This is a genomic window from uncultured Algimonas sp. (assembly GCF_947498175.1).
In the GTDB taxonomy this organism is placed as follows: domain Bacteria; phylum Pseudomonadota; class Alphaproteobacteria; order Caulobacterales; family Maricaulaceae; genus Litorimonas.
The window spans coordinates 111,077-133,708 of record NZ_CANMJB010000005.1 but is presented as its reverse complement, the minus strand read 5'-3'; the positions used below and the strand labels follow the sequence as shown (position 1 = coordinate 133,708).

21 protein-coding genes, 1 tRNA gene and 1 pseudogene are annotated in these 22,632 nt (G+C 62.1%); 14 read left to right on the top strand and 9 right to left on the bottom strand.

What is annotated here, in order from left to right:
- Nucleotides 1–34 precede the first annotated feature (34 nt).
- The 7 genes and pseudogenes from Q0718_RS09560 (at nucleotide 35) to Q0718_RS09530 (ending at nucleotide 5,127) form a co-directional block, all read left to right on the top strand.
- Nucleotides 35–661: a TetR/AcrR family transcriptional regulator gene (locus Q0718_RS09560; RefSeq protein WP_298916944.1), complete on the top strand. Its 627-nt coding sequence runs from the start codon at nucleotides 35–37 to the stop codon at nucleotides 659–661.
- Nucleotides 658–1,614: an HlyD family efflux transporter periplasmic adaptor subunit gene (locus tag Q0718_RS09555; RefSeq protein ID WP_298916941.1), complete on the top strand. Its 957-nt coding sequence runs from the start codon at nucleotides 658–660 to the stop codon at nucleotides 1,612–1,614. Before Q0718_RS09560 ends, Q0718_RS09555 begins: the two co-directional genes overlap by 4 nt.
- Nucleotides 1,611–2,549 carry an ABC transporter ATP-binding protein gene (locus Q0718_RS09550; RefSeq protein ID WP_298916938.1) on the top strand — a complete coding sequence of 313 codons (939 nt, stop codon included), beginning with the start codon at nucleotides 1,611–1,613 and terminating at the stop codon, nucleotides 2,547–2,549. Before Q0718_RS09555 ends, Q0718_RS09550 begins: the two co-directional genes overlap by 4 nt.
- Before the next feature lie 13 nt (nucleotides 2,550–2,562).
- Complete coding sequence (locus tag Q0718_RS09545; RefSeq protein ID WP_298916935.1) at nucleotides 2,563–3,066, top strand: ABC transporter permease; 504 nt, start codon at nucleotides 2,563–2,565, stop codon at nucleotides 3,064–3,066.
- On the top strand, nucleotides 3,003–4,043 hold the full coding sequence (locus tag Q0718_RS09540; protein WP_298916932.1) for an ABC transporter permease: 1,041 nt from the start codon (nucleotides 3,003–3,005) through the stop codon (nucleotides 4,041–4,043). Before Q0718_RS09545 ends, Q0718_RS09540 begins: the two co-directional genes overlap by 64 nt.
- Nucleotides 3,946–4,335: pseudogene (locus tag Q0718_RS09535) on the top strand (TolC family protein); the annotation flags it as partial. The gene Q0718_RS09540 and the pseudogene Q0718_RS09535, both read left to right, overlap by 98 nt.
- Entirely contained in the window at nucleotides 4,318–5,127 is an 810-nt protein-coding gene (locus Q0718_RS09530; RefSeq protein ID WP_366523868.1) for a TolC family protein, read from the top strand. The pseudogene Q0718_RS09535 and the gene Q0718_RS09530, both read left to right, overlap by 18 nt.
- A 479-nt stretch (nucleotides 5,128–5,606) precedes the next feature.
- Here Q0718_RS09530 and Q0718_RS09525 read toward each other — a convergent pair whose 3' ends face one another.
- The 3 genes from Q0718_RS09525 to Q0718_RS09515 form a co-directional block, all read right to left on the bottom strand.
- Nucleotides 5,607–5,999, bottom strand: coding sequence for a RidA family protein (locus Q0718_RS09525; RefSeq protein WP_298916929.1), 393 nt, complete (start codon nucleotides 5,997–5,999; stop codon nucleotides 5,607–5,609).
- Between the two features lie 15 nt (nucleotides 6,000–6,014).
- Complete coding sequence (locus tag Q0718_RS09520; protein ID WP_298916927.1) at nucleotides 6,015–7,817, bottom strand: serine hydrolase domain-containing protein; 1,803 nt, start codon at nucleotides 7,815–7,817, stop codon at nucleotides 6,015–6,017.
- Between the two features lie 155 nt (nucleotides 7,818–7,972).
- Nucleotides 7,973–10,327, bottom strand: coding sequence for a TonB-dependent receptor (locus Q0718_RS09515; protein WP_298916898.1), 2,355 nt, complete (start codon nucleotides 10,325–10,327; stop codon nucleotides 7,973–7,975).
- Between the two features lie 155 nt (nucleotides 10,328–10,482).
- On the opposite strand from Q0718_RS09515, the gene Q0718_RS09510 reads away from it, so the two are divergent.
- From Q0718_RS09510 to Q0718_RS09495, 4 genes are read left to right on the top strand one after another with little or no spacing between them, the layout of a single operon-like run.
- Nucleotides 10,483–11,085, top strand: a complete 603-nt coding sequence (locus Q0718_RS09510; RefSeq protein WP_298916895.1) for an XRE family transcriptional regulator — start codon at nucleotides 10,483–10,485, stop codon at nucleotides 11,083–11,085.
- A gap of 58 nt (nucleotides 11,086–11,143) precedes the next feature.
- Nucleotides 11,144–12,328, top strand: coding sequence for an FAD-dependent oxidoreductase (locus tag Q0718_RS09505; protein ID WP_298916893.1), 1,185 nt, complete (start codon nucleotides 11,144–11,146; stop codon nucleotides 12,326–12,328).
- Nucleotides 12,325–13,791, top strand: a complete 1,467-nt coding sequence (locus Q0718_RS09500) for a M81 family metallopeptidase (RefSeq protein ID WP_298916891.1) — start codon at nucleotides 12,325–12,327, stop codon at nucleotides 13,789–13,791. Before Q0718_RS09505 ends, Q0718_RS09500 begins: the two co-directional genes overlap by 4 nt.
- A complete protein-coding gene (locus Q0718_RS09495; RefSeq protein ID WP_298916888.1) occupies nucleotides 13,788–15,287 on the top strand; it encodes a hypothetical protein in 1,500 nt (499 codons plus the stop codon). The genes Q0718_RS09500 and Q0718_RS09495 overlap by 4 nt, the downstream gene beginning before the upstream one ends.
- Nucleotides 15,288–15,322: 35 nt before the next feature.
- On the opposite strand, the gene Q0718_RS09490 is transcribed toward Q0718_RS09495, so the two are convergent.
- Nucleotides 15,323–15,670, bottom strand: coding sequence for a hypothetical protein (locus Q0718_RS09490; protein ID WP_298916885.1), 348 nt, complete (start codon nucleotides 15,668–15,670; stop codon nucleotides 15,323–15,325).
- A gap of 11 nt (nucleotides 15,671–15,681) precedes the next feature.
- Nucleotides 15,682–16,989: an MFS transporter gene (locus Q0718_RS09485; RefSeq protein WP_298916882.1), complete on the bottom strand. Its 1,308-nt coding sequence runs from the start codon at nucleotides 16,987–16,989 to the stop codon at nucleotides 15,682–15,684.
- A 111-nt stretch (nucleotides 16,990–17,100) separates the two neighbouring features.
- Here Q0718_RS09485 and Q0718_RS09480 point away from each other — a divergent pair, with 111 nt between their 5' ends.
- Together Q0718_RS09480 and Q0718_RS09475 are read left to right on the top strand one after the other, a co-directional pair.
- Nucleotides 17,101–18,285, top strand: a complete 1,185-nt coding sequence (locus Q0718_RS09480) for an alpha-hydroxy acid oxidase (protein ID WP_298916879.1) — start codon at nucleotides 17,101–17,103, stop codon at nucleotides 18,283–18,285.
- Nucleotides 18,286–18,326: 41 nt separating this feature from the next.
- Nucleotides 18,327–19,163: a sterol desaturase family protein gene (locus tag Q0718_RS09475; protein WP_298916876.1), complete on the top strand. Its 837-nt coding sequence runs from the start codon at nucleotides 18,327–18,329 to the stop codon at nucleotides 19,161–19,163.
- Here Q0718_RS09475 and Q0718_RS09470 read toward each other — a convergent pair.
- A complete protein-coding gene (locus Q0718_RS09470; RefSeq protein ID WP_298916873.1) occupies nucleotides 19,137–19,493 on the bottom strand; it encodes a hypothetical protein in 357 nt (118 codons plus the stop codon). The genes Q0718_RS09475 and Q0718_RS09470 overlap by 27 nt on opposite strands.
- Nucleotides 19,494–19,802: 309 nt before the next feature.
- Nucleotides 19,803–19,889: transfer RNA gene (locus tag Q0718_RS09465), tRNA-Leu, on the bottom strand.
- Nucleotides 19,890–20,033: 144 nt separating this feature from the next.
- Between Q0718_RS09465 and Q0718_RS09460 the strand changes: the two genes are divergently transcribed.
- Nucleotides 20,034–20,726 carry an aspartate/glutamate racemase family protein gene (locus Q0718_RS09460; RefSeq protein ID WP_366523867.1) on the top strand — a complete coding sequence of 231 codons (693 nt, stop codon included), beginning with the start codon at nucleotides 20,034–20,036 and terminating at the stop codon, nucleotides 20,724–20,726.
- Here Q0718_RS09460 and Q0718_RS09455 read toward each other — a convergent pair.
- A complete protein-coding gene (locus tag Q0718_RS09455) occupies nucleotides 20,723–21,430 on the bottom strand; it encodes an NAD-dependent deacylase (protein WP_298916868.1) in 708 nt (235 codons plus the stop codon). The two genes, Q0718_RS09460 and Q0718_RS09455, sit on opposite strands and share 4 nt — an antisense overlap.
- 3 nt (nucleotides 21,431–21,433) lie before the next feature.
- The gene (locus tag Q0718_RS09450) at nucleotides 21,434–22,558 is read right to left on the bottom strand and encodes a histidine kinase dimerization/phosphoacceptor domain -containing protein (protein ID WP_298916865.1); all 1,125 of its coding nucleotides are present in this window, start codon (nucleotides 22,556–22,558) and stop codon (nucleotides 21,434–21,436) included.
- Between the last annotated feature and the right edge of the window lie 74 nt (nucleotides 22,559–22,632).

Below are 22,632 nucleotides of genomic sequence, written 5' to 3'. Positions count from 1 at the left end.
TTGATATATCTGACTGGTCGGTTATTTAAAGGGCATGACACTTCGCGCCCGCACTCCAAAAGCCAAGTCCGACAGGGAGCGTCTGCTCCTGTCGGCCGCGCTCAACGTCTTCTTTTCGAAGGGGTTTCAAGCAGCGCGTATGCAGGACATCGCCGAGGAGGCGGGCCTGTCGAAGGGTACGGTCTATATCTACTTCGGGAGCAAGGAGGAGGTTTTCCAAGCTCTGATCGATACGCTCGCCAAGCCGAATGTGGAGCATATTCAGACACTCCTTCAGACGGCTCCAACCGTTACACAAGGACTCCGGATGATGAACGGTTTCGCCCGGCAACTGATCGTGGAAACGGACATGCCGAAGTTCCTGAAGGTGCTCGTCGGGGAGTCACAGCTCTTTCCGGAAATCGTCGCAGACTATCATGCCGAAGTCATCAATCCGACGCTTCAGCTAATGGAGCGGCGTCTCGACGAAGTCGTCGACTCGGGCGAACTCGCAGTTCCCGACACGCACATCGCCGCGCGGCAGATCATGACGCCCGTCATTTTCAGCGGCCTGTGGGAGAGCGTTTTCTCAAAGACACAGACGCTCGACTATGCGGCGCTGCTCTCCGCCCACGTCGAGGCGCTGCTGTGTGCCTGGGCACCCAAGGACACGACATCATGACATTGAAAGCCACGTCTTCCTGTCTCGCCCTGGCAACGCTTTGCCTCGCGGGCTGCAATGCAGACGTCGCGTCTGATGCCACTTCGGGCATCGGCTACGTCGAAGCCGACTGGACCTATATAGCCGCGCCCCAGAACGGCACGCTTGTCGGTGTTTCCGTCGAAGAGGGCGCCCGCATATCGGCCGGGCAGGCGCTCTTCACTCTTGATACGCGCGATGAAGTGGCCGCCTTGGCGGCGGCCGAAGCGCGTCTGGCGCAGCTGGAAAGCGAAGCCCGCGACACGCAGACCGGCGCGCGCGATCCGGAAATCCGCGCCCTGCAAGCCGAGGTCGCCGATGCGCGCGCCGCGCTGCGTCAGGCCGAACGCGAGCGAGAGCGTCTCCTGCCCCTGATCGAGCAGGGTTTGGAGCCCGCCAACCGGATGATTTCCCTCGATGCGGCCGTAGAGCGGGCGCAGGCGCGTTTGTCGGCCGCGCGCGAACAGGTCGCTGTCGCCCGCCAGCCAGGACGAACCGACCAGCAGGACGCCCGACTGGCCGCCGTGGAAACCGCGCTCAGCCAGGTCGATTCTGCCCGCCTTGTCCTCGAAGAAAGACAGGTCAGCGCGCAGGCCAACGGTCTGGTCGAGGAAGTCTTCGGCCGGACGGGCGAGCACCTGAACGCCGGACAGCCCGTGCTCGCCATCCGGGAGACGGACGGCATCAAAATACGTTTTTACGTCCCGCAGGCGCAGCTACCCGCCATCGACATCGGCACCATCGTCCGGGTCGCGGCAGACGGACTGAATACATTCGTTCAAGCCGAAGTGACGCATATTGCGTCCGAGGCCGAATTCACCCCGCCCGTGATTTATAGCCAGGAGACGCGCGACAAGCTCGTCTTCCTGGTGGAAGCCGAGCCTGGCCGGGTAGATGGCCTGCGTCCGGGCCTGCCCGTGGATGTGGACTGGTGAGTGCGCTCGCCATCGACGTGCGCGGACTGGTCAAGCTCTTCGGCGACAAAACGGCCGTCCAGGATGTGGACCTGCAAGTGCCCAAGGGCGAAGTATGGGGCTTTCTCGGGCCCAACGGTTCCGGCAAGACCACGACCATCCGCATGATCTGCGGGCTGCTGCACCCGACCGAAGGAGAAGGCACGGCGCTGGGCTTCGACATCATCCGCCAGGCGCGCGAGATAAAGCTGCGCACCGGCTACATGATCCAGAAGTTCTCTTTCTGGCAGGACATGACGATCCGGGAAAACATCGAGTTCGTGGGCCGTCTCTACCGGATGCCCAATCTAAAAGAGACGGTCGACCGGACCCTCGCCGATCTGGGCCTGACCAACCGCCAGAAGCAGATGGCGGGTGCCCTGTCAGGCGGCTGGAAGCAGCGCATGGCGCTGGCCGCCATCAGCATGCACGACCCCGAACTGCTCCTGCTGGACGAACCTACCGCTGGCGTCGACCCGCAGGCGCGCCGCGATTTCTGGGACGAGATCCACCGCCTGACGACCGAGAAGGGCGTCACCGTCTTCGTCTCGACCCACTACATGGACGAGGCCGAACGCTGCGACAAGATCGTCTACCTCGCCGCCGGTCGGAAGGTCACGGAAGGCACGGTCGCGGAGATCATCGCGCGGTCGGGCCTGCACACCTACCGCGCCGAAGGGACCGGTATCCGCCGCCTCGCGCGCCAGTTCGAAGCCATGCCCGGCGTGGAGGACGCCTCCTATTTCGGGGCCGCGCTGCATGTCAGCGGCACGGACCCGGCGGCCTTACGCCGCGCCGTGGACCGCGTGTCAGAGGATGGCCGCGTGCAATGGACCGAGGTTCGCCCGTCGCTGGAAGACGCCTTCATCGCCATGACCCAGCGTGCGGGCGTCGACGCCCGCTTCGCAGCGGCCTGAGAAAGGACGACTTATGGGCGGATTCCTAAGTCGCGTCTGGGCCATCCTGATGAAGGAGCTCGTGCAGGTCCGCCGCGACCGGCTGACCTTCGCCATGATGTTCGTCATTCCGATCGCGCAGCTGATCCTGTTCGGCTACGCCATCAACACCGATCCCAAGAACCTGCCCACGGCGGTTCTGGTCGAGGAACAGAGCCCCGTCATCCGTACGATGCTCAAGGGCATGGAAACGTCGGACTATTTCGACTTCGTGCTGCAGACGGACGATCCGCGCGAATCCGATACGCTGCTGGCGTCCGGCAAAGTATCCTTCGTTATTTCGTTCCCCGCCGGTTTCACGGAACGGCTAGTGCGCGGCGAGCGTCCGCAGATCCTGATCGAGGCAGACGCGACCGATCCGTCGGCCTCGTCCGGTGCGGTGGGCCGTGCCGAGGCCATCTTCACGCGCGCTCTGTGCGTCACGACCTGGACGGGCCGCTCGCGCCCGTCGCGCAAGGCCCGCCGCCCTTCGAACTGATTGTCCACAACCGTTACAACGAAGAAGCCATCACGCAGTACAATATCGTGCCAGGCCTTCTGGGTGTCATCCTGACCATGACGCTCGTCATGATCACCGGCATGGCACTGACCAAGGAGGGCGAGCGCGGCACGCTGGAGAACCTGCTGGCTATGCCCGCAAAGCCGCTGGAAGTGATGATCGGCAAAATCATTCCCTATCTGGGCATCGGCATCGTCCAGACCGCCGTCATCCTGATCGCTGCGCGGCTGCTCTTCGGCGTGCCGTTCGTCGGTAGCTTTGCCTTGCTGTCGCTCGGCATCGCTATATTCGTCATCGCCAACCTGTCGCTTGGCTTCACCTTCTCGACCATCGCCAAATCGCAGATGCAGGCCATGCAATTGACCTTCTTCTTCTTCCTGCCGTCGCTGCTGCTGTCCGGCTTCATGTTTCCATTCCTCGGCATGCCGAAATGGGCGCAGATGATCGGCGAACTCCTGCCGCTGACCCATTTCCTGCGCGTCGTCCGGGGCGTGATGCTCAAAGGTGTTCGGATAAGCGAAGTGCAGACCTCCCTGCTGGCCATGTGCACTTTCATCCTCGTGGTCGGGGTCGTCGCCATGTTCCGCTACAGACAGACATTGGACTATGCCGATGCGACACCTCTTCCTTGCCGCCTCACTGATCGCCCTGTCTGGCTGCGCGTCCTTGCAGAAACCCGACCGTGCCCCGGATCGTCTTGCGACCCCGATGACCGAATGGTCGCCCTACATGCAAGCCTTGGCTGCACGGGATGGGGCGAGCGCACCAAGCGCCTGGGACGCTTTCTCCGACGCGCCGCTCGACGCCCTCATCCGGGACGCGCTCGCCTCCGACCCCGACCTCACCGCTGCCCGCGAGCGCATCGCCGAAGCGCGCGCCCTGGGCCGGGCGGACCTGGCGCGGTTTTGGCCGCAACTCTCCGTGGGCAGCAGTGTCCAAGGCCAGCGAGCGTCTGAGAACTCCGTCATTCCAGCCGGACGCGTGCCCGGCTTCGAAGCCGAGAACATGGTCTATGACGTCGGTTTCGACGCAAGCTGGGAGCTGGACCTCTGGGACCGCAAAGAGCTCACCGGTGAGAGTTCCGAAGCGCGCATCCTGGCCGCTCAGGTCCGCGAACGCGGTTCGCGCGCCGCTTTGGCAGCCGAAATAGCCCGGTCCTATGTCCAGATGCGCGGCGCGCAGGCGGGACTGGCGCAGTTGGAAAATATTCGCGCTGTCCAATCTCGCCTAGTGGACCGGACGGCGATCCGTCGCGATGCAGGAGAGGCGTCCGACCTCGACGTGGAGCGGGCTCGGGCGCGACTCGCCGCCTATGATGCATTGCGTCCCCTCTATGACGGCGAAGTGCGTCGCGCCGTCTTGCAGCTCGCCGTGCTGTCCGGGCGCGGCGCGGAGTCCGCAGCTTCCATAGCGGAGCGTTCCGGCGATCTGCCGACCGTGCCGGACAGGTTCGCCATCGAAAGCGTCGCCGCCGCGCTCGCCACGCGCGCCGACATTCGAGCGGCCGAAGCGGACTACGTTGTCGCGGCGCGCCGGGTAGACCTTGCCGCACTCGCGGACCGCCCAGTGTTCTCGCTGTTCGGCGCGGCCGGTGTGGAGAGCGTGTCGCTGGACGACCTGCTCGATCCCGAAAGTCTGGTCGGCGCGATCGGTGCGCTGGCCGACTGGACACTGCTGGACGGCGGCGCGAACGAGGCGGAACTGGACGCACAGACCGCCCGCCTGAGACAGGCCGGGGCCGCCTATCGATCCGCCGTCCGCGACGCCTTGCTGGATGCGGAGCGCGCGGCCGTGGACTTGCTTGCCGCGCGTGAGCGCACGGACACGCAGATCGCGCTAATACAACGCCGCGCCCGCGTCGCCGACATGGAACGCCGCCGCTTCGACGCAGGCGAGGGAACGCTGCTGCGCATCGACGAAGCCAGGCTGGAGGTGGCCGAGGCCCGGCTCAACCTCATGGAGGCGCGGACTGATCAAGCCCTGGAGTTCATCGCAATCATCAAAGCAGCCGCACCCGCATCGCTTATACCGAAAGCATAAGATCTTTTCAGAACCAATTGGAGGCGGTCAGGGCGATCAAAGACTCCAAACCCATGCGCCCTAAGGGGTCAAGATACTCAACTGGCGCCCTATTCCCACGCAGGGCCAGAGTCGGTCGTGATTTTTAGAAAAAACTTCATTCGCAAGAAAGAACAGGAGGGCGAAATTTCTCGGTGGGAAGACCCAGCAACATTGACGTTTCGCCCGGGTCGTGATGCCGGAAAATGGTGCCGCAGAAGAGGCACGATGCACCCCTTGTAAAAGTATATATATATCAATAAATTAGATTGGTTTCCAATGGAATTGCATTACAGTACAATCGCGATTTGTAGCACATTGTTTCAACAAGTCCGAGAGTTTTATAGACCTACTTTGCATCATCAATTCGTTGTATAAATCGACTTAACAAACCAAGAGATGATAAACAGTCAGCTCATAATATTCGGTGGAAAGATCTGAATGATGTGTCGCGTGGAAGTTTATGTAAATGACTCAACCTCTGCGATAGCCTCAAGTTCGACGAGGGCTCCGGGTATCAGGAGCTGGCTGACGACCATGGACCGGGCAGGTGGAACCGCACCGAAACGTTCCGCATAAACGGCGTTGAACTCCGAGAAGTCTTCCGGGCGTGTCAGCCATCCGGTAATCTTCACGATATTTTCCAAGGATAAGTCTGCTTCGTTCAATAGACGCTCGATATTGTCGAGGGCGGCGCCGGTCTGCTCCCTAATGCCTCCCGCCACCAGTCCACTTCCGTCAGCGCAGAAACCGAGTTGACCGGACACGAACACCAGTCCGCCTGTCTGGATTGCGGGACTCAGGGGGACAGCGACGCCGTTGGGCAATGTCAGGGGCGGTGCGAGAGGGTGCATAGATCTGTTCTTGGGTCAGAGTGCGAGTGAGAGATCGAAAAGGTCGTGCATCCAGCCATAGGCTGCGAATGCGGCGAAGCCTGCTAGAATGAATGATAGAGCGGTCACCAACGCTGCGTTCCAACTTACAATCTCTCCTTTATCAGCGGAGCGTAGAAACAAGCTGCGTCCGATAAGGATGATGCTAGCGACTGGCCCGATCAGGGAGAAACCGCTCACCAGCTGCATGAGACGGAGGCGGGGCCGGAAGGTGGAGTTGAATCCATCAAGCTCCGTCGTAACCATCGCGGCCCACTCCGCCCATAAAAATAGACCGGAGAAAGCACTCAGAACTCCGATGCCAACCACGCCAGTCAGGACGACGTCGCGAACAGCCAAGCTTCGGAACGATCGCCACATGAGACCGACCAGAACGACCAGCAGGCCGAAACCGACGCCCAGGCCGGCCTTCGCCACAGTCTGTAGCGTCTTCGCCGTGTGCTTCGAGCGATGCCAGGGCCTGTGTTCGAGAACCTGGATCGGCCGAAGATCGTCTCCAGCGAGCCGCCAGGTTCCGTCATCCCCCTGCCATACGGCCAAGCGGATGCGGCGGTCATTTTGCGCCCGGAACAAACCGTCTCCGGAATAGACGAAGCGGCGCGGTACTCCATCGTTTCCGCGCAAACTCGATATGGTGAGAATGCCGTCTTCCGACACTTCCACATCCGCTTGGGTCAGGGTTTCCAGCAATCTTCCTGGTCCGTCGAAGTAGCGGCGGCTCAGCGCATAGGGGCCGGAGGGCGGCCGGTCCGCGTCCGGAATCGTCTGCGGCCGGAGAGACCTCTCGGTTCCGACACGCGGCGCGAGGTGCGTGTCGATGATGGACCAGACAAGATCGCGTTGAATCGCGCGCCCTGCCGCGCCTCCGTTCATCGAAACGAACAGTCCAATCCCTGTGTCTGGAAAGAGGATCATGTTGGTGAGGAAATGGAAGGTCGCGCCTCCATGACCCACGGCACGGATGCCGGCACGGGACTCCTCATAGAAGCCCAGCGCCATGCCGGGGAGATCCGGATGCATCGCGACCTGACGCGACAGCATCAGATCGCGGGTTTCGGAAGACATAAGGATCGGGTCTTCAGCCAGAAGGTCAGCCATGAAGCTGGCCATGTCGGCGGCGGTCGAAGACGCACCCCCGGCTGCATACGGTCCCAGGATTTCGAAGGGCTGGGCCTGTCCGGCCTGGTAGCCGACGGCCTGGTTTGGATCCTCTTGGCGAGCTGCCGACTGGTCGAAGCTCGTGTTGTCCATGCCGAGCGGCTCGAAAATCCGCTCTTTCGCCAAAGAGGCGAAGTCCGTCCCCGTCACGGCTTCGCAGGCCAGCGCAACAAGGCTCGCACCGTAATTGCTGTAGGCCGGAACCTTGTCCGCGTTCTGACGCCGGTCCGGCACGGGAGAGCCGCGCAAATACTTTTCTGTACGCATCGGGGCGTCCGCGATGACATTGCTGTAGCGTTCCTCGAAGCCGGCCGTGTGGGTCAAAACCTCCCGCACGGTCGGCCCGGCATCTTCTGGTCCCGCACCGGTCAGATCGGCCCCGGCATAGCGGGCGATCGGCGCATCCAGATCCAGCTGATCCGACTCCACGAGTTGGAGTGCGATCACATAGATGAACGTTTTCGAGACCGAGCCGAGCCGGAACAGGGATGTCTCCGGGTCTGCTGGCACGGAGGGGTCCATGACGGCTAGGCCGAAACCTCTAAGGGTCACCGCGTCTTCGGGCCCAACCAGCGCTATTACAGCCCCTGGAATACCGTCCGCGTCCATGCGTTCGGTCACGATTGGGTCCAGAGTCGCCATGATTGCGGTCGGATCTGCATTTTGGGCCGCAGCGGACGAAAAAAAGCCTGCGATCCAGATGAAGACCGCAGGCACAAGGTAAGCATATCGAAGGGAGGACATGCCGGAACTGTGACAGATTATGGGTCGCCGCGTCAGTAGCGGACCGTGAGATCGACGCCGATCGACCGCGGTGCGTTCACGGACGCGAAGATTGGGTTGAAGTCGATCGGCGCGCCGTTGGCGTCGAAGCCGGTCGGCGCGATGACGCTCGATGTCGCGGCGGTCTGTTCGATATCGTTGAAGACATTGTCCATGAAAAGGGTGATGGCAAAAGTGTCGTTCTCGATGCCGACGCCGATGTTCAGCAACTCCAACGAATCCAGCTTCGTGCTGGGCACGTTCTGCGGCTGGGAGAAGCGTTCGCCGATATAGGAGAAGGCAGCCTGCGTCTTCGCTGCCCACCCAGACGACCCGATCGGCACGTTGGACTGATAACCCAAGGAGAAGCTCAGATTCGGCTGGTTGCCCGCTTCGCTGCCTTCCGGAACATCCACGAAGGAAATCGGCAGCCCGGACACGCTCGAGAAGTCGTCCGTGAACTCCGTATCGAGCAGGGTGAGGTTGCCGAACAAGTCGATGGCATCGCTCAGCTTGAAGTTGGTTTCCAACTCAAGTCCATAGATGCGCTGGTCCGCGCCGTTCAGCACGGCATTGGCGGGCAGGGCAACCGTAATCTGCGTGTCGTCATATTTGGAGTAGAACGCCCCGACATTGAGGATCCAGCGGCCGTCCATGAGCGTGTTCTTTAATCCGGCGTCGATGGATAGGATGTCGTCCTCTTCGATCCGCAGAAGGTCGAAGAAGCGGTCTTCGTTGATGCTGCCGTCCGGGTTGAGCGCCAGAGGACGGATAGAGGAGGGCGAATTCAGATTGCCGTTGCGCACGCCCGTCGCGATGTTGGCATAAAGAAGCGTGTCGTCGCTGACGTCGAACTCGATCCCACCGCGAGGCAGGAACTTGCCGAGATTGAACTCGAAAGTCGTGTCGAGCCCGACGGAAGTCAGGTCCGCGACCGAGTCCGTGAACGGAACGGGTCCGGGGTTGCCTTGCAGGATGAAGCCGATGTCGACCACGTTCTGTTCGTTGAGCGTATTCTCGAAACTCTCGTCCACATAACGCGCACCGGCCGTCAGGCGCAGCCGGTCATTGACCTCAAGCGTCCCTTCGAGAAAGCCGGACAGTTGCGTGACGTCGATCGTGTTGGACTGGAAAGCGATGTTTTCAGATTGCGGCGTCACGGCCGTCAGCAAACCGGGCGAATTGACCCGCGCGATGCGGTCCAGATCCGTTTGCTGGTAGAATAGACCTGCCGTGAAGTTCAGAGACCCTTCCCAATTGGTGACCGCGCGGAATTCCTGGCTGAACGTTTCTTCGGACCTTTCCGCGAACGAGAAGGACGTTGTGTCGAAGCCCGGGAAGAAGGGCGGCAAGCCGAACGTGTTGGCGGCGCTGAAGGCCGCGAGGACCGTATCGCGCGTGTAGAGGCCCGTGATCGAGGACAGCTCGATATTTCCCAAATCGTAGGTAACCCGGCCCGAATAGAGGTCGAAATCGTCTTCCGTGCGACCGCTTAGCGGGGCGGAGGCGAACGTCAGGTCGTCCGGGTCGGAACCGATGTCGATCTGGGTCTGTTCGCCGATCTCGTCGCGCGACACGAAGGCGGACAGCCGCACTTCGAGATTGTCCGTCGGGCGGGCCAGCATGGTCGCCCGGCCGCCAAAGGTCTCGTAATCGTTGATGTCGTCTTCGCCCAGAGTCGGGTTGTCGATGAAACCGCCATCGTCGCGGTAAAAGCCCATGACCCGGAAGCCGAGCTTGTCAGGCACGGCGATGAAGGAGGTCGCGTTCTCCACACGGTAGGCGAGGCTGCCATCTTCGTAGTCCGAGACGCGGCTGTGAGCGATGCCCGTGATCCTAGGCCCGGAGAGGTCCGGGTCGGCCGTGAAGTAACGCACCGCGCCACCGACCGCGCCTTCGCCAAACAAGGTCGGCTGCGGGCCGCGCAGGAACTCAACGCGGCTCATATCGAAGAAGTTGAAGTCGCGTTGCGAACTGCCCGGCGTAACCACTGCAATGTCGTCCACGAAGATAGAGACGAGCGGACTGGTCGTGAACGTGTCCCCGTTACTGTACTGAGCGTTCTGCACGCCGCGAATGGAGATGTCGTTCGTGTTGGGCTGAATCTTGATGACTTGAACCCCAGCGATAGTGCGGGCCAAGTCCTGGAAATCCTCAAGACCCCGTTCCTGGATCTGCGTCCCGCTAATGGCGCCGACCGATAGTCCGATGTCCTGGACGGTCTCTTCCCGGAAGCGGGCCGTGACGATGATCTCGTCGACTATGGCGGGTTCGGCGGATTCGTTCGCATCTTGTGCAGATGCGCTTGCTCCTATGGCGGCGAAGGACACTCCCATGAGCATGGCTGATATGTGAGTTTTGTAACGCATGGTTCCTCTCCCCAGAACGCAGTTGCTTATGCGGGAAGAGATACACAAAAGTTTCGTATAGTAAACATAATTTCGTTAATGGCCTATGTTTGCCATCCCCTCCATTGTCTCTTAGGCAGGGTTCGCATCAGAAAATATGGGAGATGCTCTGACTTATGGCCAAAGCCGTTCAACTGGGGCGTTCGCTCAAGGCTCTTCGAGCCGCGAATGGCTGGAGCCTGGCAGAGGTCAGCCGCAGGACCTCCATTTCCATCTCCACCCTATCCAAGGTCGAAAACGGCCTGCTGTCGCTGACTTACGACAAATTGATCGGATTGAGCGAGGGGCTGGATGTGGACGTCTCTGTCTTCTTCAACAAAGCCGGCATCAATCCCGATCCCACGCCCCTGGGGCGCAGGAGCTTGGACGATATTGGCGGCGGAGAGATCATCGACACGCCGAATTACCAGTACAGATACCTCCACACAGATCTGTCCAACAAGCAGCTCATCCCGGTCATTGTGGAGCACACCACCCGCACGATCGAGGATTTCGGTCCGCTCGTGAAGCATACGGGCGAGGAATTCGTACATGTCCTGTCGGGCCGGATAGAGGTCCACACCGAACTTTATGCTCCCAAAATCCTAGGGCCCGGCGAGTCGGTCTACATCGACAGCAATATGGGCCACGCATATCTCTGCGTCAGCGAGGAGCCGGCCCAAACTCTATCGGTCTGCGTGTCCGATCCGACCCAAAGTGCCGATGACCATCCAAATTGAACGGCGTCTTGTTTCTTAAACGAAAATAGTTTCATATGGTCCATGCGAGGGGAGAGCTATGGACCAATATCGATTTGCGATCATCGGTGCCGGAATGGCCGGAGCGTCTATGGCGGCGTTCCTGCCCCATTCGGGACGTTCCGTCCTGATCGAAGCCGAAGCGGCCCCAGGATATCACACGACGGGTCGCTCTGCGGCCATTTACTCCAAGGTCTATGGCAATGCATTGATCCGTGCCCTGTCTGCCGCCAGCGAGGATTTCTTTCAGTCTCCGCCTGTTGGGTTCTCCGATCACCCTTTGCTGACACGCCGCGGCACGCTCTTCTTAGCCGATGAGACGCAGGGGGGCAGTCTGGACAAGCTCGAAGTCGAAGCGGCGGCAGCCGGGGCTGAAACGACCCGCCTGTCAGCGACTGAGGCCGTTCAGCGTGTCTCTATCTTGAAACCGCAAAGCATTTCGCAAGCTCTGTGGGAGCCGGGCGCCATGGACATGGATGTCGAGGCCATTCATCGCGGGTTTCTGAAAATGGCCAAGGCGCGAGGTGTGGCAACGCTGTGCAATGCGCGGGTAACAGATCTCCGCCGCCGATCCGGCGGAGCAGGATGGGTCGTGACGGCTGGCGATGACGTCTTCGAGGCGGACATCCTCGTCAACGCGTCGGGCGCTTGGGGCGACGTGTTGGCAAAAGCGGCCGGAGTCAGACCGATGAATCTCAATCCTTTGCGTCGTACGGCCATGATCGTCGCCCCGCCGGAGTGTACGGATGTGTCGAAGTGGCCTCTGGTCCTCGATGTGGACGAGCAGTTCTACTTCAAGCCCGAAGCGGGCAAACTCCTTCTTTCACCGGCGGACGAAACGCCCAGCTTTCCCTGCGATGCGTTTCCCGAAGAGATAGACGTCGCAATCGGAGTGGATCGCATCCAGCAGGTGGCGGACCTGCCCGTGAGACGCATCGAGCATCAATGGGCTGGGCTGCGGACCTTCGCGCCAGACAGGTCACCCGTCGTGGGTTTTGACCGGAACGCTCCAGACTTTTTCTGGCTGGTCGGCCAAGGGGGCTACGGCATTCAAACGGCAGCGGCGCTGGGACGCGTCGCGGCAGCCTTGGCGGCTCGGAAGCCGATCCCCGCCGAGATCGCCGATTTTGGCGTTAGCGAAGCGGCTCTGGACCCGGACCGGTTCAGACTGTCCGCATCGCGTTTTTCGGGATCCGGCGCTCAAGACGTGTCGGTCGCCCGGTGAGGATCTTCACGGCCAACCTCGTCACGGAGACCAACACGTTCTCGCCGATCGCCACCACGCAAGAGGCTTTCGAGGAAGCCGGCCTCTATCACGGCACGGTCACGGTCGAGGCGCCCGACAGCTATCAAGCCACGGCTCTGAACGTCTGGAGAACCCTTGGCGAGCGGGATGGCGCAACGGTCGTGGAGGGTCTTGCCACTTTCGCCCAGCCCGCAGGCCGGATGCCGGACGCCGTGTTCGAGGCGTTTCGGGACGAGATTCTCGCGCAATGTTCCGGAGCGACAACCGGAGACGCGGTCCTGCTGTGCCTGCACGGCGCAATGGCGTCGCAGACACATGACGATTGCGAGGGGGCGCTGTTGCAAAGCCTGCGCGCTCAAGTCGGGCCGGACGTTTTCATCGGGGCGGTCCTTGATCCGCACTGCCATTTCACGCCCGCTATGATGACTGGCGCAGGTGCTCTAGTCGGTTTCAAGGAATACCCTCACAGCGACATCGTCGACCGGGCAGCCGACCTTTACCGCATTGCAAAGGGCTGGTTCGACGGCGCCGTCCAGCCCGTCATGTCTGTGTTCGACTGCAACATGGTCGGCTTCTATCCGACGGACCCGGAGCCGATGCGCAGCTTCGTCGACAGCATGTCCGCCGGCGAACAGGAACCGGGCATTTTGTCCATTTCTCTCTGTCACGGATTTCCTTGGGCGGATGTGCGCCATGTCGGGACGAAGGTCTGGGTCGTGGCAGACGGAGACAGGGACTTGGCCGCCCGGACCGCGGAAACGTTCGGCCAGAAGTTCCTGGGCTTGCGAGAAGCCCTGCGCACCCGGCCGACTTCGCTCGCGGATGCGCTTGATAAGGTCCAAACATGCGAAGGAGGCCCGGTCGTGATCGCAGATGTCGCCGACAATGCGGGAGGCGGAGCCCCTGCAGATTCCACCTTCATTCTCGAAGCCTTAAGAGACCGGAAGATGGAGGCGGTTTCAGGAGCCTACCATGCCCCGCTCATCGTCGCGCAAGCCGGAGAAGCTGGCCTGGGAGCGAAGATCGATTTCACGCTGGGCGGGCGTTGGCCCGTCTCCGGTCCCGCGCTTCGGCTGACGGGGCGGGTGATGGCGTTGTCCGGCGACCACGACCAATCCGGACTGTCGGGATCGCGCACGCCCTTAAGTGCGTCGGCCTGGATCCATGTGGACGGCATCGACTTGCTGCTCACCTCGATACGGAGCCAGGTCTTCCATCCCGATGCATTTACCGGAATGGGTATGGAGTTGGAGACGGCACGCCTGATCGTCGTCAAGTCGTCCTACCATTTCGAAGCGGGGTTCCGCCCCCTCGCTACGCGCATCATCCACGTCACGACGCCCGGAACACTCGACCTCGATTTCGCCAATCTGCCCTATACGAAAAGGGCGCTCGACTACTGGCCGCGCGTGGACGCCGGACCAGTAAAGGACATGCCATGACGTTTCTGGAAGTCATCTTGGTGGTCCTGGTGACCCTTGTCGTCGCCGGAGTGCCGCGTTCCGTCTTCACGCGCGACAAAGCTTGGCTATGGGCCGCCATGGGACTGGCCGTGGTGACGATCCTCCATGTCGTTGTGGACATGCCGCGTTGGCAGATGGTGCCCACTTATGCGTTCACGCTCGTCGCCACGGGTCTTGCGTTTTGGCGTCATCGGCGCGGCCCGGTCGTCCGCCGAGGATGGGCCCGCGCGCTGACTGTGGCGCTTGCCGGGTTTGCTGGCGTTCTGGCCCTTTTGCCGCCCAGCGTGCTTCCGGTCCCGTCCATTGCGGCTCCCTCGGGTCCGCATGCCATCGGCGTGCGGACCGTGCTTCTGACGGACCTGTCCCGCGTGGACGGACCGGCCGGCGGGAGCGGTCAGGCGCGCGAGGTGTTGGTCCGTCTGTGGTACCCAGCCGAGCCGAACACCGGGGGCGAGCGTCTCGACTACATGACAAAGGCGGAAGCCCGCGCGCTGAGCGGGCGTCTACAGAATGCCGACGAAGGCTTCGTACTGTCGCATATGCGCCGCATCGAGCTGTCGGCACGCATAGATGCCGACCCGGCTGAGGGGTCGTTTCCAGTGCTCCTCTTCAGCCATGGGTTTTCCGGCATCCTAAACCAGAGCGCGGCGATCCTGCAGGATCTTGTTAGTCACGGCTACATCGTCGTCGCCATCGGTCACCCGGGCGGGGCGGCGGTGCTGGAATATCCCGACGGTCGGGTGCGCACGCTCGCCGAATTAAATCTCGGCGAGGCTTTACTCGACGACGAGATGATGCAGATCGTGAAGACAATGCAGGCAGAGACCGACTTCGACCTGTACCGCGCAAATGTGGAGCGGTCCCTGGAGCGCACCGCCATGCTGGCCCCCTTTGCGGACCAGTGGAGCGCGGATCAGCGCTTCGTCATCGATACGCTTGAAGAAGAAGGGTTCGGCGATCTGTCGGGCGTCATGGACACGTCCCGGATCGGCGTGTTCGGCCACAGTTTCGGGGGATCGGCCTCGGTCCTGACCTGCCAGTCGGACCCGCGCTGCGACGCCGTTCTGAATCTCGACGGGCAGCAATATGGCGGTCTCATGGACGAGACGGTTCGGCCGCCCTTCCTCATGATCTACACGGACCATGCAAGCGCAGGCGTGCTTTACAACGATGTGGCCTATGGATCGGTGCCCGGCCGCCCCGCTTTCGACGCCGTCATCGTTCGCGACACGGGCCATCACGACGCGACCGAACTGGCCACGCTGCTAGCCCAGCCCGTGAAGGCGCATTTGCCCAAGAACCCGGCTTTCGGACCTCGCTCCGCAAAGGAGTCGTCGCGGACCTTCGCCGCATTGGTGCGCGGGTTCTTCGATCAGCATCTGAGAGGTGAGACGGGAGCCCTTGAACGATCAATCGACGGCTCGAGCGCCGTGGACCGGCACACGCCGAACTTCGTGCCGTCGGACGAGACCTAACGGCTTGAGTCTAGTCGCCCAGAAGCACTTTCGGACTACCCCGCATCGGCACAGGCAAAGACGCTTCGCGTGACGCCGGTTTCGACAAAGTCGACACGGGCCGGATCGAGGCGGTCCAGTTGTTCTTGGACCAAGGCTTCATCCGCGTTGTCGATCCGGTAGAGCTCGACAAAGACGTCCTGCTCGGTGTCTACAAGGTCAAGGTCCAGCATTTCGGTGGCAACGCAATCGCAATGCTCGCGACCGCCTTCGGGGTCTTCGGACAGACAGATCTCGACGAGTTGCGCCGCAGTCCCTTTGAGCGACGAGTTGACGGTATCCGGTCCCTCTTCGCCGCATGATACAAGCAAGGCGGCGCTGATGATGAATATATGAAGGCGCATTGTCAGACCTATTACCGTTGAACCAGCACCTCGTTCCGCACCGAGCGGCGCAGCAAGCCAAAGCCGATCACCGCAGCCACGGCCGTGAGCAGTAGGCAGAGCGCCGTCGCCCATTGCAGACCATCCGGGTCGCCGGGGCGCATGTCGGACAACATACCGACCGCTACGGCGACAACCGACACGGCGCTGTATTCCAGCAATTTGGCGACCGCGACGATCCGGCCGCGCATCTCGTTCGGGGCCATGGCCTGGATCAGCACGGGCGTCAGGCCGTAGGCTGCGAACGCCGGGAGCAACATCGCGCCATAGACCAATGCCACCGACAGGGACGTGTCTGTGAACCATCCGGCGATCCCGATGGCCAAGGCCGCTGCGCTTCCCGCCACGGCGGCGGTAACGGTCGGTCGGTCCGGATCCCACCGCGCGAACCATCGCGGCAGGCGAGACACGAGCAGCCCTCCGGCGATACTGGCGAATGCGACGACCCAACCCAGGCTGAAGGCCGCGTCCTGCGGGCTCAGCCCGTAGCCCCGCTGCAGGATGGCGGGCAACCAGGCCAGGATGCTCTGTGCCAGCGCCCCGATGGCCGACAGCCCAAGTGCTGCATAGGCGAACGGTTTGGCGTGGCGTTTTACATGGGCGAAGGCTTCCGCGAACCCCGTTCCCGCGCCGGAAACTTCCTGCCGCGCGGGCTCGCGCATCAGAAAGTAGGCAGCTGCCAGGATGAAACCAGGCAGGCCGACCACGACAAAGGTCTGCCGCCAGCTTTCCTGCAACCCGAACATGATGCTGTCATGGCTGTCCAGCCAGCCGATTGCGATGCCGCCGAATATCATGGCCAGGCTCGCGCCCAGCAAAGCGCTTGCGACATAGGCCCCGAAGGCTGTCGCGCGCCGATCGGGGCGAAACAGGTCGGGGATGAGCGAAAACACGGCCGGGATCAGACAGGCTTCGCCGACACCGACACCGATCCGCGCGAGAAACATCCATCCGAAGGACGGCGCCAGCCCGCAGCCGATGGTTGCCGCCGACCAGACGACCATGCCCGCAATGATGAGGTTGCGGCGGTTGGTGCTGTCCACCATCCAGCCGAGAGGCAACGCGGCGAGCGCGTAGAACAGTGCGAAGGCCGGGCCCTGTAAAAGTCCGATCTGAGTATCCGTCAGTGACAGATCGGCCTTCACCGGTTCGACGAGCAAGGCTAGGACCTGACGGTCGATGAAGGCCAGAAGTACCGCCAGAATGAGCAGAATCAGCGCGAACCAAGCCGACCTGTCGGACGGGTAGGCGGACAATGTCTGCGGTGTTTGCGATGTCATTCCGTGTCTCCCCGGGCAAGCTGTGTCCACACAGCACAGGGCGGTCAACATATTTTTCGTTTACGAAACATCCGTTATGAGGCACGGATGACCTGAAGGGGGAGGGATGACATGCCGATCGATGCGCCCAAAGGCAGGTCTGTCGTCAATATCGGCGATCTGCGCCGCCGCGCCTATCGTCGCCTGCCCGCTCCGGCCTATCACTATCTGGACGGCGGCGCCGACGACGAACGAACGCTGGCGCGCAACATGGCGGCGTTCGAGGACGTCCGGCTTCTGCCTCGTATTCTTCGTCCGATCGCATCCGTCGATACGGCGACAACCCTTTTCGGGAAGACCGTGGCCGCCCCTCTCATGCTCTCGCCCACGGGACTGACGCGGCTGTTCCACCGCGCGGCCGAACCCGCTGTCGCGCGCGCCGCCGCGGCGGCGGGTTTGCCCTACAGCCTGTCGACCATGGGCACGACGTCGATGGAAACGATCGCGGCGATCGGCGACAATCCAAAGATCTTTCAACTTTACATCTTCCGGGACCGAGGGCTGACGGAAGACCTTCTGACGCGCGCCAAGGCCTCCGGGTTCGATGCGATTTGCCTGACGGTGGACACCGCCATAGCCGGTAACCGGGAGCGTGATCACCGCACCGGCATGACCATACCGCCAAAGTTTGGCGCGCGATCTTTCTTCCAATTCGCCGCACGCCCTCGCTGGTCGCTGCCGACCGCGTGGGACCAGTTGCGCGGCCGGGGCTTCCGCCTACCGAACGTGGAAGGACGCGTCGACGCGCTCAAGAACGAGGCCCTGTCGCTAATCGGATACGTAAACAGCCAGTTCGATCCAGATCTGACGTGGGACGACTTTGCGTGGCTACGCGAACATTGGACCGGCACGCTCATCATAAAGGGCCTGCTCGCCCCGGACGACTGCATCCGGGCGGTGGAAATGGGAGCGGATGCGATCATGATCTCGAACCATGGCGGGCGACAACTGGACGATGTTCCGGCCCCGGTGGAGATGCTGCCCAAAATCCGGGATGCCATCGGTGGCCAGGCGGAGCTGATCGTCGATGGCGGTATTCGTCGCGGATCGGACATTTTCAAAGCCCTCGCGCTCGGAGCCGACGCCTGTTCGGTCGGACGGCCCTATCTCTACGGTCTCGCGGCGGACGGCGAGCGGGGCGTCGCCAAGGCGCTGCATATTCTCACGTCGGAGTTCGCTCGGACGATGGCGCTTGCAGGGGCGCGGACGGTCTCCGGCATTGATGGAGGCTACCTCGTGGGCATGGATAAGCGCTGATGGACCGTCTTTCTCAATTTTTAGACCTTCTCGTTTCGCTAATGGGCGGACTCGTCGCCTTGGGGGCATTCATCTGCGCCGTCGTCGCAGAGCGGCTTTACTACAGGCTCGCCGGGCGCACCGACTATGATGACGCCAGTGCCATGGGGTCGCTCGGCGTGTTCCTGATCTCGCTAGTCATGCGCATCGCTTTCACACTGCTCCTGCCGATCGGCGTGGTGCTACTGGCGTCCGAGGCTGCACCTCTCGACATTCCGGTCGCCTGGTGGTCCTGGCTCGCCGCCTTTCTGCTCGTGGAACTCTGCTGGTACGTGGACCACCGCCTGCAGCATCGTGTCGGTCTGTTATGGGCGATGCACCACGTCCACCATTCCGCGGAACGTTTGCACATGGCGGCGGCCTCGCGCGCCTTCATCCTCGACGGTGTGTTGCGGGCGGAGCTCATTGGCCTCGTTGCGCTGGCCGGCTTCTCCCCGGCTCAGATCATTCCCATCATCATCCTGTCGGACATCTTCGGCATCTTTTCGCACAGCGAAGCGATCCGGAAGCTGGGCTGGCTGGACCGCTGGCTGGCCACGCCTGCCAACCACCGGGTCCACCATGCTAGCAATCCGGAATATATCGACCGGAATTACGGGCATGTCTTAATGCTGTGGGACCGTCTGCTTGGTACGTTCGAACCGGAAACGCTTAAGCCGAGATTTGGCGTGACGGAACCAATAGATACGAACAACCCGCTCCGCATCTATGGTGGTGGTTTCGTGTGGATGAGGCGAAAATTAGCCGCGTGCGACACGCTAGGGCAGAAGTTCGAGTGCTTGTGGCGTCCGCCGGAGTGGTCTCCGTCTTGCTCAGGAGACACGGATCTCGCTCGATAAAGGCCTTTGGTCTGAGCGCAACATAGCTGGATCGTGAGTGGCTGTGCGATGGACTTTTTTAGAGACCTGCGGCTCAGATTTGTTGCAATAGGCGGCAAACGCTTCTGTGATTTTAACGGAGACGGGCTGCACTGAACCAGACATGGCTTCGCCATCTGCCACGGCAAGCGGAGACTTATTGTCGATGTGCTTGAGGCGTTCGAGTATCTCATCAAGAGTTGCCTCTCCGATGAGTTCTTCGACCGGAACACAGATGAACCCTCGCGACATGGCCCGTTGGCGAGCAGCCTCGTAACGGTCCACGGCTTTGGCAATGGAGCCCGCGCTCATGGATCGTCACAACGCGTCGTTAGCTTGCACGAGGGAATCGCGACGAGTGCGTGCGATCTCTAGAGAACACGTCTCCAAGGCTATGCGGACAATGCCGCGCGGGTCGACTGAATGGTACTTGATTGGCACGCGGCGATGATAGGACTATCGGCCACCGCAGCTAATGAGGTATTATTTGGGCCTCTTCATGACATGTGTTATGTATCACGGTTTGTGGCACAATCTTGCAAGAAACGGCAGGTTCGCGGGACGCGACGGTATAAAAACCCATTGAAACCAATAACTTGACCGGGTCGTGATGCCGGAAAATGGTGCCCAGAAGAGGACTCGAACCTCCACGTCCATACGGACACCAGCACCTGAAGCTGGCGCGTCTACCAATTCCGCCATCTGGGCACGTCATCGGCAAGGCGCGCCGAATAGGGAAGGGCGGGGGCAGCGTCAACGAGTTTGTGTGGCGCGGTTGCAGTTGGCTGGGCAGGAAGGTCGGACGGTGGTAACAAGGCCGCCATGAACACGCCGATGCCGTCGATACCCGCCATGAAGACGATCGGGGTGCTGGGAGGAATGAGCACGGCCTCGACCCTGCAATATTACGAGCTGCTCTGCCGGTTGACGACGGAGCGCCTCGGAGGACTGCACAGTCCGCGTCTTTTGATCCGGTCGGTCGATTTCGGGCTTGTCGCGCACCTGCAGGCGCAGGGCGCATGGGATGCGCTGGGCGACATGCTGGCGGAACGAGCGGAAAAGCTGGAGCGCGGCGGCGCGGACATGATCGTGCTGGCGACCAACACGATGCACAAGGTCGTGCCGCGCATGATGCGCGACGTGTCTGTGTCGCTGATCCATATCGCCGACGCCACGGCGGCGCGCATTCTGGCGGGCGGGTTCTCGCATCCCGGACTGATCGGCACGCGCTTCACGATGGAAGACCGCTTCTATCTCGACCGGCTGCGCGGCGAGGGGTTGCAACCCGTCGTGCCGGGCGCGGACGACCGGACAGCGGTCCACGACATCATCTACGAAGAACTTTGCCGCCACGAAGTCACCGAGGAGAGCCGGGCGGCCTTCGTCGCGATCGCCGGACGCCTGAAGCGCATGGGCGCGGACTGCCTGATCCTCGGCTGCACGGAAGTCGGGCTGTTGCTGGATGCGGATAACAGCCCGCTTCCCGTCTTCGACACGACGCGGATCCATTGCGAGGCGGCGCTGGACGCCGCGCTGGCCGGTTAGCTCAAACCTGCCAGCACTTCGCCCGCCCATTCCGGCACCAGCGTTCCGGCGGGGCCGTGTCGGGCATCGGCGAAATGGGGCGTGCCGAGCGAGGGCTCCAGATTGAGTTCGAGCGTCTGCAGCCCGTGCGCGCGGGCGGCGTGGACGAAACCGGCGGCCGGATAGACGGCGCCCGACGTGCCGATGGAGACGAAGCGGTCGGCGCACGCCAACTCCGTTTCGATCCGCTCCATCCGGTAGGGCATTTCGCCGAACCAGACGATGTCCGGGCGCGGTCCGCCGATCGTGCCGCAGGCCGGACAGGAGCTATCCGGTGTCAGCGCGCCGTCAACGGTCCAGCGATGTCCGCAGGCCGCGCAAAGCCCGCCCGTCAGTTCGCCGTGCATGTGGATCACGTCGCGCGCCCCGCCGCGTTCGTGCAGATCGTCGACATTCTGCGTGACGAGCACGAGCGCGCCGCCGCGGTCGCGCAAGGCGCCCTGCAACCGTCCCAGCGCTTTGTGCGCCGCATTCGGCGCGGCGTCAGACAGGGCCGCGCGGCGTTCATTGTAGAAGCGCTGGACGAGGGCCGGATCGCGCGCGAACGCTTCGGGCGTGGCGACATCCTCGACACGGTGCGTTTCCCACAGGCCGTCATTGTCGCGGAATGTCTTCAAGCCGGATTCGGCGCTGATTCCGGCGCCGGTCAGCACGAATATCCGCAAGGCTCAGGCCGGGATGTCGAGTGTGAAGATCGTGCCGCCATCGGGCGGGCTGTCGCACGACATCGTCGCGCCGAGCTGGCTGACATGCAGCTGGACAATGCGCGTGCCGAGTCCGGTTTCCATCTGGGCTTGGATCTGCGACGCCTCCTGCGAGGCGCCGATCACGCAACCGCCGCGGCCATTGTCGCGCACGCTCATGCGCAGATTGTCTGGCGCCGTCTGGTGCAAGACCAGTTCGACCATGCCGCCCCGGTCGGTAAAGGCGTGCTTGAAGGCGTTCGTGACCAGTTCAGCGGCGATCATGCCGAGCGAAACGGCCATTTCGCTGTCCATGCTGACAGCTTCGACATCGACCGTCAGGGCGACATCGTTGCGGGTCAGCGCGTCCGTCACATCTTCGGCGATGGTGGGCAGATATTTGTCCAGCGACACGGTCGTGATGTCGGCCGCGCTCTGCAGGCTTTCATGCACGCGGGCGACCGTGTTGACGCGCGCCGCCGCGGACACGAGCTTGCTTTTCGCTTCGTCGCTGGTGGTGTCGCGCGATTGCAGGCGCAGGATGGACGCGATCATGGACAAGGAATTCTTCACCCGGTGATCGATCTCGCGCATCAGCACGTCGCGCAGCTGCAACTGCCCGCTCAGCGAGGTGTTGAGTTCGGTCAGCCGGGTTTCATAGTCGCGCAGGCGCGTGTCGCGTTCGACGACATCGGTGATGTCGCGGGAAATGGAGAGGATGCGCACCACCTTGCCGGCCGCGTCCGTGACCGGCGAGACCGATACGTCCCACCATTTCGAATGACCGCTCTTTTCGGGGCGGAAGACTTCGATCCGACTGGCTTCGCCGGTCTTGGCCGCGGCGATGGCGAGCGAGATCTTGACCTGGCTTTCGTCCGGCCAGAGCGCGACCCAGGGGCGGCCTTCGACCAGTCCGAAATCCTCGATCTCCATGGCGTGCTGGCCGTTGGAGCTCATATAGGCCAGACTGCCGTCGAGCTCGACCAGCTGGATGCAGTCCGGCGAACTGTCGAACAGAGACAGGACGAACGTGTCCGAATTGCCGGCCATGTCCCGGACGATGCCGGGGTCGGCGGCGTGTTTCAGCGTTGTCGGAGTCAGCGAACTCATCCATTAAACCCGGGTCATCCAGTCTTTTACGCAACTGAAACATACACGAAGACCGGAGTTGAATCCAGCAACGA